Source organism: Mordavella massiliensis, from assembly GCF_016901695.1.
GTDB lineage: Bacteria > Bacillota > Clostridia > Lachnospirales > Lachnospiraceae > Claveliimonas > Claveliimonas massiliensis_A.
In genome coordinates this window covers 107,800-120,426 of record NZ_JACJKS010000005.1, presented here as the reverse complement: position 1 = coordinate 120,426, position 12,627 = coordinate 107,800, and the positions used below count along the sequence as shown (strand labels likewise).

General features: G+C 52.0%; 8 protein-coding genes. All 8 read right to left on the bottom strand.

The window, feature by feature from the left end:
- Nucleotide 1: 1 nt before the first annotated feature.
- The 8 genes from H6A20_RS05150 to lepB all read right to left on the bottom strand — a co-directional run bounded on the left by H6A20_RS05150 (nt 2) and on the right by lepB (nt 12,627).
- Nucleotides 2-778 (bottom strand): hypothetical protein, encoded by a 777-nt coding sequence (locus H6A20_RS05150; protein WP_204906077.1) that lies wholly within the window; start codon nt 776-778, stop codon nt 2-4.
- 4 nt (nt 779-782) lie between these two features.
- Nucleotides 783-1,307 carry a hypothetical protein gene (locus H6A20_RS05145; protein ID WP_204906076.1) on the bottom strand — a complete coding sequence of 175 codons (525 nt, stop codon included), beginning with the start codon at nt 1,305-1,307 and terminating at the stop codon, nt 783-785.
- A 12-nt stretch (nt 1,308-1,319) separates the two neighbouring features.
- Nucleotides 1,320-2,330: a DUF5979 domain-containing protein gene (locus H6A20_RS05140; protein WP_204906075.1), complete on the bottom strand. Its 1,011-nt coding sequence runs from the start codon at nt 2,328-2,330 to the stop codon at nt 1,320-1,322.
- A complete protein-coding gene (locus H6A20_RS05135) occupies nt 2,308-3,225 on the bottom strand; it encodes a class C sortase (protein ID WP_204906074.1) in 918 nt (305 codons plus the stop codon). The genes H6A20_RS05140 and H6A20_RS05135 overlap by 23 nt, the downstream gene beginning before the upstream one ends.
- Entirely contained in the window at nt 3,215-4,057 is an 843-nt protein-coding gene (locus H6A20_RS05130; protein ID WP_204906073.1) for a class C sortase, read from the bottom strand. Before H6A20_RS05130 ends, H6A20_RS05135 begins: the two co-directional genes overlap by 11 nt.
- 87 nt (nt 4,058-4,144) lie before the next feature.
- Entirely contained in the window at nt 4,145-5,683 is a 1,539-nt protein-coding gene (locus H6A20_RS05125) for an isopeptide-forming domain-containing fimbrial protein (protein WP_204906072.1), read from the bottom strand.
- A gap of 92 nt (nt 5,684-5,775) precedes the next feature.
- Nucleotides 5,776-12,015, bottom strand: a complete 6,240-nt coding sequence (locus tag H6A20_RS05120; RefSeq protein ID WP_204906071.1) for an isopeptide-forming domain-containing fimbrial protein — start codon at nt 12,013-12,015, stop codon at nt 5,776-5,778.
- A gap of 15 nt (nt 12,016-12,030) precedes the next feature.
- A complete protein-coding gene (gene lepB / locus H6A20_RS05115; protein ID WP_204906070.1) occupies nt 12,031-12,627 on the bottom strand; it encodes a signal peptidase I in 597 nt (198 codons plus the stop codon).

Here is a 12,627-nt window from a genome sequence, read left to right as displayed (position 1 = left end):
TCTACCTGGCCAGGCTCAGCGAGCCGTCCGCGCCCACATTCACATCTACGCCCCAGGCGCTTTTGATGGCGTCCGCCGCGTTGTGGGTCTGCACCGCGTCCACTTCCGCCTCGATGTTAAACTGCACGCCGTCGTAGTTAAATGTAGTCGTCGTAGTCGTCACACCGTTCTCTGTCTTCGTCTCCGTGGTCACCTTGGATGTGATGGAGCTGTCGATGGCCAGGGTGTCCGTAAAGGCCGGTGTGGCCGCGCCCACCGGCAGGACCTGCGGCCAGTAGAGCACGGTGCGCTCCTCCGTGGAGGCCTCCTCGTCCACGATCCATCCGCTGTCCGTCAGGTTCAGGTCGATGAGGGCCGGCGCCAGCTCCTGCTCCCGGCTTCCGTCCTCTTTCGTCCAGTATCTGTAGAGGCGCACCCGCACATACTCGTCGATATTGCCGCTGTTGCGCACCGCCAGCTCTTCCGTGTACTTCCGGCCCGGGAGCAGCCTCCCGTCCGTCTCGTCCAGCATATCCGCAAGAAGCGCGCCCCGGGATTCCTCCCAGACGTCGCCGCTGCCTGTATAGTCGCGGCTGCTGATGTCCTTTGTCCCGGCGGCCGACGTCTCCGTCAGCGTCACGCCGATGTCGTACATCTCCACCTGGGCCGTGTAGTTCTCACTGAAGTAGGTCAGCGCCGCCCGGGCGCTTCCAACTCCGCTGGCCCCAAGAAGGAGCACCGCCGCCGCGAGCAGGATGTAATTCACTTTATCGCTTCCGCGTCTGTTCTTCCGTCTCATCGTGTCACTCCTCCCCGCCTGCTGTTCCTATATCCGTGGTGGTGTCCGCCTCCCGGTCCCAGTCGGCGTACGGCTGGCCGTCGTCGCCGTACAGCACGGGCGTGCACTCCTGCACCACGATGATGTTGAAGGTCTCCTTGTACTCTTCCGGGATGTTCTCTATGGCCGCCAGCAGCACGCTTGTCTTCTCTCCCACCGGGAGGATCTCATCATAGTACCAGTAGCCGTCGTCCGCCAGGGTCCATCCGCCCTCCTGGCTGAAGGACACGGGGAACTGGATTCCGCTGAAGACCTTCACCCGCACATAGCAGTCGCTCTCGCCTGTGTTGGCGATGACGATGTGCTTCGTCATGTTCTCCACTTCCTCCTCGATCTGCGTCTCATATCCCAGCGTGACGGGGTGGCCTCCCGCCGCCGTCACATAGGTGGTAAAGTAAGCCATGGCCTGCCCGGCCCCGGCGCTCCCGAGAAGAAGCAGGGCTCCGGCCGCCAGCCAGGTCGTTTTCTTTCTGATCCAATCGTGTTTCATGCCGCGCCCTCCTTACTCCTGCTCGCCGCCGTCCAGACGGTTCCACGTCCATCCGGCGTCCTCGTCGTAATCAAACTGGTTGACCGCGCCGTAGCCCGGCACCAGACCGTCGTCGTAGGTATTGGTAAATGTCATGCCAAGCTCCTGGTCTGCCGTGATCAGCCCTTCCTGCGTCCCCTGGGAAACAAGCTCGTAGCTGGCGCCGCTGTAGACCTCTGTCACCGTGACGCGGGTTCCCGCCGGGATCCGCTCCGCCACCGCGTCCACCGTGCCGGCGCTGCTGTGAGTGGTGGCCGCCACATTGCTGTAAACCGTCTCGCCGTTCTCATCCGTACCCTCGATCTGGAAGACGAAGGTCACCGGTCCCAGGGATTCATTGAAGGAGTCCAGCGTCTTGCGGATCCTGAGGCTCCCGTACCGGGGCTTTTGCTCCGGCTTCAGGGACGCCGTCACATCGTAGGTCCAGTCCCCGCTCTCCAGTTGCCGCGGAATAGTGATAAGAGACGGCTGGAACTGATAGGCGTGGGTCTGCGTCAGCGCGTCCTTTGGCAGCACCAGGTAAATGCCTGTGGCAAGGCCGTCTGCCCGCCCGGTCCCGTTCTCCAGACGGATCTGCACATCCGGCTCCTTCACATCCTCCCAGGAGCCGTCCGCCTGCCAGCCCACGACAGCCGCCGCCTCCAGGGCCAGCGCCTCTGTCTCCTGGGCTGTCAGCTCCTCCGCCCCGTTGATCTTCTCCGTCACGGCCTCAAAGCCTTCCTGCGCCGTGCAGGCCCCCTTTACATCCATGGAGGCGATGCGGTACACATATGCGTCCCAGGAGACTGCCGCCAGCTCCTGGGCGTACACGCTCTCCGCCCCGACGCCAAGGGTCAGGGAGCAGCTCCGCCCTGTGTCCACCTGCTGGACGGCGAAGCTTTCCATCACCGCGGATCCGAACGTGATCCCCGCCGCAGGCACGGCCACCGCCAGCGCCGCCAGGAACCCTGCCAGATATTTTTTATTCCATCTTGTCTTTTCCATCTTCTTCCCTCCTGGATCTCCCGGTCTTTTTCCTCTTCCTGCTCCGTATCAGGCCCACTGCCGAGGCCAGCAGCACAAGGACTGCGGCGGCCAGCAGCGCGTACAGCATCGAATAATCCTGCAGGGACTTCAGCATGCCCGTCTCGCCGCTCCCTTCGTCCTCCCCGTGGTAGGCCACCCGGTGTCCCCGCACAAGGAGACGGTGGCTGTTCACCCCGTAGGGCGTGCAGGTAAATAATGTCACATAGTCTTCGCCTTCGGTCTGCTGCATGAGACCCGTCAGCTTCTCTGTATCATCCTTATCCACCATGTCTGCGATCTGGTCCACCTCGTAGGCCAGCACCTCGTCCAGCACATGGATGTAAAACTTATCTCCCTCTTCCAACTGATCCGCGTCCGTAAACAGCCGGGCGCTGGGAAGGCCCCTGTGGCCCGCGATCACACTGTGATTCCCCTCGCCGCCGATGGGGAGGTTGGTCCCGTAGATGTGTCCTGTCCCCACCTGCAGCACCGGGTCTGAGGTGCCGTGGTAAATGGGGAGCCGCTGGCCGATCTCCGGCAGGGAGATGTATCCCATGATGCCGTTCTCCCCCAGGTTCAGGACCGCCCAGTATGGGGTCTCCCGCAGGTTCTCCTCCTCCTGGTCAAAAGCGTCGTGGCTGAACGTATTCTCTTTGATCGTGTCGTTGTAGGCTTCCGCCTCCTGCCAGGCCCGCTCGTACTCCTCCTCGCTTAAGTCTTCCACCGCCTCCTGGTAGGACGCGATGGCCCGGCTCTGGTGCAGCCTGTTCCACTGCTCCGAGAGGGTTGGGTAGGCAAAGATCCCCGCCCCGGCAAGGAAGATGAGCACCAGGATCACCGTGGTCAGCCTGCCCTTCCTGCGCTTAGTCTTCATCTGTCAGACCTCCTCCCGCCGGCCGCCCGAAGAGCAGCCGTCTTATGAGCATCGCCGCCAGCGTCAGAAGCAGCAGAAGGATGGCGAGGGCGATGGCCACCAGGATCGTATTGACCTGATGGGCGTCCGCCGGCACGTAGTCCCCGGCGTCCGCGTCCGCCGTGCGCACGCCCCGCACCAGCAGCCGGTGGGAGTTGATCCCGTAGGGCGTGCAGGTCATAAGCGTCACGTAATCCCTGGCCGGATCGATGGAGAGTTCCTCCACTTCCCGGGGCTCCACGATGCGGATCTGATCCACCTGGTAGGTCATGGACCGGCCCAGCACGGTGACGGTAAAGGTATCCCCCTCCTCCATCTCATCCAGATCGGTAAAGAGGCTGGCGGAGGGAAGTCCCCGGTGGGCGGACAGCACGCAGTGGGTGCCGGCGCCGCCGGTGGGAAGGCTGGATCCCTTCAGATGGCCTGCCGCCACCTGGAGGACCGCGTCGTCCGTGCCGTGGTAGACGGGAAGCTCCACGTCTATCTTCGGAATGGTCACATATCCCATGATGCCTGTGCCGGACACGTCCAGCAGCTCCTCGTACCCATCGATCTGATCATAATTGACAAAGGGCATCTCGACGCCGAGCAGCTTCGCATTGTACGCCTCCGCCTCCTCCAGCATCCGGTCCCTCTCCTCGTAGTCCATGCTCTCCACCGTCTCATTGTAGGAGGCCACCGCACGGGACTGGGTCCTGGAGTTCCAGTAATCGCTTACGATGGGGTACAGCATCACGGAGAGCCCTATGATAAACACAAGTACCAGTATGAGGTTCATCCTGTCTTTCTTCATAACTCTCTCCCTAATGCTGTAAAAACCATAAGGCTTCCGGGAGGGGGCAGCCCCCTCTCCCGGAATGCCCAGGCTGTCTGAACTGTCTTATCTCTCAGAACGCTTCCTGCTGATAAGGATCACGGCCGCGCCGATCATCAGGATCGCACCTACTGTGTAGAAAATCTTTGTACCGATGCCGCCGGTCTCAGGAAGGATGGTACCCTTCTTGTTTTCTATTTCATGAGAAACGATACCTCTATCTGGGCTGGAACTTGATACATCACTTCCATCATTCAGAGCGATCGATAATGCTGCTATATTCCCATTCCCATCTGCGGTTTCTTCATGCTTTGCCTTAATTTCAATCTTGATAACCGGAACGTCATTATAGCCGTCCAGCGCCTTTGTCTCTTTCAGATAATATGTACCGTCGTCAAGTCCGCGAATCCTAAAATATCCTTCCTCGTCTGATTTCATCACAACACCAGTCTCATCCTCATTAGCGGGAACATAATATTTTCTCCCGTCAATTGTCTTTTCAACCAGTTTGATTTCCTGTTCTGCGTTCTCATCTGAATAAAGTCTGAACTCTACGTCTTTCAACGGGGTTTTGGCATTTTCTTCTCCAAGAGTATACTTGAGGGTATCCAGTTCATAGGTAAATACCCATACAGTATCCTCCTGAGTCGTTGTCATCTCACCAGTACCTGTTGTATTCGGATTTCTTGAAAACTCAACATAGGCTGCGTTAGGATTACCCGGCTCGCCAACGACCGCATCCTTTGTAACGATTGCCGTATATTCGATTGTTACAGTGTCGCCAGCCTTCAGATTTTTGCTGTTTTTAAGCTCCTCTGTTGTATGTGAGAAACTCTTTCCACCTTCACTATCACTCCAGTCTGGATCAATGGTCGTTCCTGCGGTGTCAGCATTTCCATAATATATTTTCATTGTGCCCGTTTTATATTCCAGGCCGGAAGACATTGTATCGTTAAATTTCAGATAATAATCTTTATAAAGATTATAGTTCTCTGCAGAAGGCAGTGTAGCGGTCAATCTGAACTGAACCTCATCACCGATGGCATGATCCGCAGTCTCGCCCCAGCCAGCGTCATTGGAAGAGTCCTGATCGTCATATACCTGCTTATCAAATGTTGTCTGCGCTGCCTTTGCCTGTACCTCGGTATCATCTGCAATCTTTAAAATAAAATCTGTATAACCGGCTCCTTCTGGTGCAGAAGTATTCTTGATAAAATAGTATCCGGGCGCCAGATCAGAAATTGTCACTGAAGTCTGGCTATCAGAAACTGTTGCAGTCGCTGTTGCAGTTTCCGCTAAACCAGCACCGATCTCATCTGCCATTTTCTGCGCATTGTCTGATGTTATTGTTGCCGCATATTCAGCCGCATTCCCTTTATCTTTTTTAAATTCTTCACTTACGCCATTGCCCCATTTAATATTGGATAAGGTGGTTTTATCGTTTGACAATGTACCTGTAAAAATCTGATACACTGCATAAATATTCCCCGCACTCGTATTTGTGATCGTAATGGAGCAGGGGTCTGCCGCTGACACGGTCATTCCCATTGCCAGCATCATGACCATGGCTGTCATGAATGCTAAAACTCGTTTGATCTTCTTCATGTTAATCTCCTTTTCCCTTATATTTTTTATATGTTTCTTTTATCTATCGCGGTCCGGCTTCGGCACAAAAGGCTGCCGAGAAAGAGACTTCCTTATCTTCTCCTCCTTTCCCTTCTGCGTCTCATCCGGTATCCGCCTGTCAAACAGGACGCCGCAGTCAAAATTGCGCCTCCTGCAAGGTAACCAGCAGGTCCGAATCCTCCCGTTCCGGGAAGCTCATAGGTTTCTTCCATCATAACCCCTACTTTCGGCGGTTCTGCCGTCAGTGTTGGAGCTCCTGCATCTGTTCCTGTATAGCGATATCCAAAACTGTTCCAGGCTATCTCCAGTGAGCCCGCATCATCCGCAATTTTTCCACCGTATTGTATGATCAGTGTTTCTTGTTGATTTAACTTAAAGTTGGAGTCCATTACAATCCGGAAAGAGGTATCGCCATCCTGCCAGGTATTATGCCAGTTGTCTGCATTTGCCCCTTCAAAATCGCTTTCGCTAAATGCCTGGTTTATCGGATGAGCGGAAAACTCTATGGTATACTCTCCTGCGTTCAGTCTGGTTCTGTTTCCATCGCTGTCAGTCTTATACAATTCAAGTCCTTCCGCCCAGCTTACTTTAAACTGACTTCCTCTCTGGTCCATGGTATTGACAACACCGATATCGTTTACATCCGGCAGCCTGTCGATAATCACCATGTCTTTGAATGATGTCTGGCTGATGTTTTGAATATTGTTTCTGTAAATCACATCATCTGCCGCGCTAACCTGAATATAATTCGCAGAACCTCCAGCTGTTGATCCCTCTCCGTGATTATCCGGGTTTCCTTTTTCTTCCACTTCCTTCCAGGCTCTGGATCCATAGGCGCCCATTGCATACACATTATCCGAGGCTTTCACCCCAACGGGCGTCCCGTCTTCATCATATACTACTTCACCGCGTCCATCCTTTACCTTGAGAGCATTAAGTTCTATGGGGTTTCCTGCAGCATCTTTAAGGTTCGGTAAAATGGTAGCTGTATTCATATAGGTTTTATAATTCGTCTCCGCACAGTAGGTATACAGCGTCAGCTCTGCATATTCTCCTGGTTCGATGGTGTAATTATCGTTACTGTCTGGAATAGAGATCTGATAAGTATTTTGGTTCTTATCGCTCGAAATCTCTTCGATCCAGGACTCAGATAATGCCATTGGATAACCTGTTTTTGACTTATAATATCCGTCCTGATTTCCCTGACCTCCGACAAATTCAAATACTTCGAGTAAATATGGATTATTGATCTCCTCTTTATTCGATTTTGTAAGTAATGTAAAAGGTGATGTCATGGTATCTTCGATGGTATAATCTTTCATATCCAAAGTACCATCATTATATATGGTGATTTTCCATTTAATAACGGCATTGGACGTATCAATGATCCCATCATCCCCTATTTCTTTAAAGTCTTCATGGCTTCCAACTTTGCGGTATGCAACTGCCTCCTTTTTAATACCTGGCACCAGTTGTTTGGTCGGCATGACAGATACGGATGAGGATACAACACGGTATTCATAGCCGCCCTTCTCTTCTGTTCCCATGTCCTCGGAAGAACCAATATTCTGAATGGCGTCATATGGCGTATTCCTGCTGCTGATGTCCTCGGCATCTCTGTAATAGACCCGTTCCCCATTTCTGCCTCTGGCCGCTACGGAAACCGTATTCGTCAACGCAACATTTTCTTCCAATTTATCAGCATCGATGGAACAAATCATTAGGAAGCTGAGGATACTGTCTTTATCTCCCTCGTGAGCCAATATCATGTATTTATTTTTTACCGATTCCTCATATGAGTATCCTGTTGTCTTAAAAGTGAGTTTACCCGTCGCATTTCCTATCTTATCGATGGTTCCTCCTCCGCGTTGAATGGTTGTATTTAACAAGTTTAATGAATCACTAAACAAACTCAATGTATCTTCTTCGCCGTCAAACATAGCACTGGCCTTGCTTGCCATTCCCACGTATTCCATGCCTTCCGGCAGAGTATCTATGATTTCTTCTATGATAACGTCCTGTTTTCCGGTATTGATCACAGAAATGTTATAAGAAATAAGATACTCACCGGTTCCAGGTTCGGCGGAGATCTCATCCTTACTGCTCAGAGGAGTTATTGTGTCTCCATTTTTCTCCGCAATACCAAAGACACTCTTCTGTATATCTATGGAAGCTTCCCCTTCCGGCCCATAGGTGTTGTTCAAGATTACGCTTTTTGCCTGCCCGTTTTCAATTGTCACCGTAACGCCATCTGAGGGATATTCTCTTAAAACCACATCTCCTTTTAACACATACTCTGCGGAATACAACTCATACCCGGTATCAGTCATATCTGGGAAAACTTCTTTGATCGTATAGGTGCCTGGCTCCAGTGTCGTTCCAATTGGGAAAAAATAATTCTCTTGGTTCGCACAACCGGTATCCGCATATTTCACGATGAGCGTTTTTTCCCCGTTTCCGAATGTAATTGGCTGCCCCTCTTCGTCTATACCGGTTATCTCAAAGCTCAGGGCCTTCGCCGTATCTATGGCATTCTGACTGTCCAGTCCTTTTCCATCTATATCTCCGATAAATCCCGTATCTGCGCCATTTTGATAGTCAGGATCGGCAAAGTAAATATTCTTGTTGATCTCCAGCGTACATCCCTCGCCGCCGTATACTGTCACAGACGCTTCCAGATCGTCCATGGTCACTACATTTCTGAAATCATAGACCTCACCGTCCTGCTGCTCCTCGGACAGGATCAGTTTAACCCTGTAATTTTTCGAAACGGATTTCTCAATCTTTCCATCAATATGCCAGGTCAGAACAATCTGATTTCCCGTTTTGCTCACAGAAACCTGATCTCCATTAATTTGCGTCGAGTAGGATACGTTCTCGGCGTTTCCCATCTGGTAGGTATCTTTGGCAAAATCCTCCCAGGATACATTCTGGGTACTATCATTTTCTATTCTCTGCAGCGTGCAGTCGATGGGTATCATACCTTCCGGAAGCGTATCCACCAGGTCAAATGACTCCTGCTGGCTGGGATGCTCCGGATCGTTTTTCAATGTGATCGTATAGTCAAATTCGGATCCGCTTTCATACACTTTTGAAGAATCCTGCTGTACGATTTTTTCCAGCTCCAGCGGATAATCCACTCCAATGGTAACCTGGTCATCTCCGCCGTCTCCGTCATGCTCTATGGTATTGGTCAACCCTGTTGTTCCTTCCATTTCATCCGTATTGACCGTACAGGTATAAGAAAATGATACGGAATCCCCTTTATTTAACGAATTCAGCGTCCAGGTAAGCTCCTGATCATTGCGATTAAAATTCAGTCCATACGGCTGGCCTGAGCCTGAAGTAATTGTATAAGTTCCACTAGCAGTAACCGATTGCTCTCCAATTTGAGATGACACAAATGTCAGGCCCTTGGGCAGCGTATCTGTAAATGTCTGAGGATCCTTTATATCGGCTCCGCCCGTATTGGATATTGTGATCGTATATGTTACGTTGCCTCCATTCGCTACCCTGTTTTTATCACTGGTCTTTTCTACTTTGATCTTTCCTTCTCCGAAGTAAACCGTAGTCCGGCCGGTAAATCCCTTGTAAGAAGCCATATTCGTAATAGCAGAATTATTATTCAGCTGCTCTCCGCTGCCTGATTTCACCATGACCTCAAAATCAAAAGTAAATGTCTCTCCTGTTTCTAATGTCTCTTTATCCTCTGTCTTTGTGGGATCCCAGGTGATGGTCCAGCGTCCTGTTTCCTTATCTAGTTTTGCTTCAGCGCCCACTGGCAGGTTCTCTTCCTGCTCTTTTGTCAGAGTCAGATATACCGGAAGCGTATCTGTAACCTTATATGCCTGACCGTTTTCATCCCTTAAAGCAATTGCCGTATGGCCGGTATTCTCAAAGGAAATCGTATAAGTCAGCGTGTCTCCTTCTTCAACCTGTTCCGGCTTTTCTCCATCTTTTCCTGCAACAGTCTTTGTTAACCTTCCCTCTTCTTCCGTTTTCTCAAGAGTGGTAAATACGCTGTCTTTACTCTCCTCAGGATTCACGCCTTTTACACAGGGAACCGCTTTAAAGGTTACTTCATTTGTAATACGGTCATTTTCATTTGAAAAAGTATTTCCAAAGTCTTCTGACAGTTCCAGATACTTTGCGTTCACCCGCAGATCCAGATCCAGGTTCGACTGCTCCCGGTCACGATCCGAACTGTTCCAGTTCTGGTTGTCAATCTCGATCGTGTAAGTTATTCCAACTCTCTTACCATTCTCTACAACCCATTGCATATCTTTCACTTCAAACTTCTGGTTTCCTGTATAATCATTGACAAAATACGCAATATTTTCCTCGTCCCCATCTGCAGTCTTTACAACAATTTTCCTTTGATTCAAGATAATTTCTGCGTCTTTCGGAAACCACATCTTGCTCCCGGTCAGCCTGATCGTATCTGTAAGTTCAATGTGATCTGTCCAGATCGCTCCGTATGTATCGTGATTATTTCCTATTGCAGATATGGTGTATATCAAGGTTCCAGACAACTGATTTACGTCTTCATAATATTTAATCGTATTGGATTCTTCTCCGTTTACTTCCTTAATTACATCATTCCAGTCAAAATCAGCCGTCCAGGTCAGTTCAACTGGCTCGGAAGCGTGATCCAGTCCGTCCTTCCAGGCATCCTCAGCGATCCTCGTTTTTTCTGTGTCTATTTCTACTGCAAGAGTTGTCTTCTCCGGCATAATCCCGTTTTCTGTGATAAAATCCAGATTAAATGTCACGGTATCGCCCTGTTCCGGAATATCAAACACTATATAACTGATCCCTTTTTCTTCCCGAAGTTCCAATACAGTAGAATGATTACCATCAATCGCAACCGTATGCTTATTGTCAACAAATCCTGCCAGGCTCATCCCTTCCGGCATCTCTCCAAGCCTGATCCAGATCTCTGCCTTGCCTGCCCAGTTGGCTCCTGAATAAGTAGCAATAACAGAGACTCCCAACTCCTGCCCTGTCTTCGCTTCTGTTGCACTGCCCGGTTTCGGGGTAATGTCTACCGTGATCCGCTGAGAAACATCTCCGCCTGTGTTTCCAGCATCTTTGCTCTCCCACAGGTTCACCGCCTGCTTTCCCGCCGGCTGTGTCTGCTCTCCATCTGATTCTCCTGCCCCGTCTTCTTCCGGAGCTTCTGTATTATCTTTCGCAGACTCCTTTTCTCCCGTCTGGCTATACGCTTCATAAGCTTTGCTTACCAGTCCGTATGCCACGATGTGTTTATCATCTGCGTTATAGGTGTTTTCCTTTACCGCGTCATCACAGTTTCCTTCGATGACCTTGACCTCGGTCACATTGCCGTCTTTATCTGTCCTGACCTCGCTGACGATGCCCATCTGCTGCGCCCGGTCCTGCCCGTCTTTTTCCAGGACCACCAGGTCGCCGCTCTCGGGCGCTGCTCCATCGGGAGCCACATAGTAGCCCGCGTTTTGGATCTGGGTCGTCCACTCATTCAGGCCGTTGGCATTAATGGGAAACTGCTCATCCGGCACGCCCGCATAGCTGAGAACAAAGGCTGCAAAGTCCAGATCCCAGTCGCCGTAGGGATCGTTGTTCCATGCGCCGTAGCGTGTGTAGCCATTTGTCGTCTCATCCTCATTGACAGTATAGTTGCTCTCGCTTTCCGTATACCCAACCTGAGTCTTTGCGATGTAGGCTGCGTCTTTGCCCCATTCGCCGGTCAGCTGGTAGTCTTTGAAGGCTGCTGTCCACTCCTCCTGACTCTCCACCGCGTTTGGATTGGAGTGACAGGCCAGGGTGTGGGTGTGCTCCTCCATGCCGCAGGTCATCTGCTTCTGATAGCAGGCGTCTGTGTGGGTGTGGCCCGCTCTCTCCTCCTGCCCGCAGGTCAGGCGCTGCTCTGTCGTGTAGCAGGCCTCTGTGTGGGTGTGGCCCGCGCTCTCTTCCTGAGCGCAGATGAGATTGCCCGCCTCATCATAGCAGGCCTCCGTATGGGTATGCCCTGCGCTCTCCTCCTGTGCGCAGGTCAGATGCCGCTCTTCCGTGTAGCAGGCCTCCGTGTGGGTGTGACCTGCGCTCTCCTCCTGCCCGCAGATCAGGACCTCCTCATAGCAGGCCCCGCTGTGAGTATGCTCTTCCCTGCCGCAGTAGGCGTCGCCGCCAAGGGCGATGCCCGGCAGGATCAGCTTCCAGGACACGAATCCGGCAACCAGAACAGCTAAAAGCGCAAGACCTGCATAGATCTTCCTGCGCCTCTTCCTTCTTTTGTCCGCTCTCCTTATAATACTTTTCACATCTTCCCGCATAACCTTGCCTCATTTCTATTCTGGAAATCCCGCCCGGGACAGGGGCCATATCCTGAAGGCCACCTTCCCGACCATCTGTTCCTGGGCTACGCAGCCCACCTCCCTGGTGCGGCTGTCTATTGATACGGAACGGTGATCCCCCATCACGAAGACCCGCCCGTCCGGCACCTGGTAGGGAAGGCGGATGTCGCATTCCTCCAGGGATCTCTCCGTGACGTAGGGTTCGTCGAGCCGTATCCCGTTCACTGATACATTTCCCTGTGCATCTATATCTATGTAATCTCCTGCGGTTCCGATGACCCGTTTCAGGAGGATCCTGCTCTGGTAATAGAAGGCGATCAGATCGCCCGTCTCAAAATCGTCCGTCTTCTGAAGGATCAGGATCTCGCCGTCCCTCAGGGTCGGCTCCATGCTGCTGCCCAACACCTGCACCACCGGGAGGAACCTGGCGGATATCAGTACAGATACCGCCGCCACCACGATGAGAAATCCGATCGTATTGAAAAGGCTCCTGCGGAAACGGTTCCTGTGCCGGAGTCTCTTTTTCTCCTCCGCGACCGCTTCCCTGGACGGGATCTCGATGTCCCGCCTCCGCTGTCTGTTCTCTTTCAT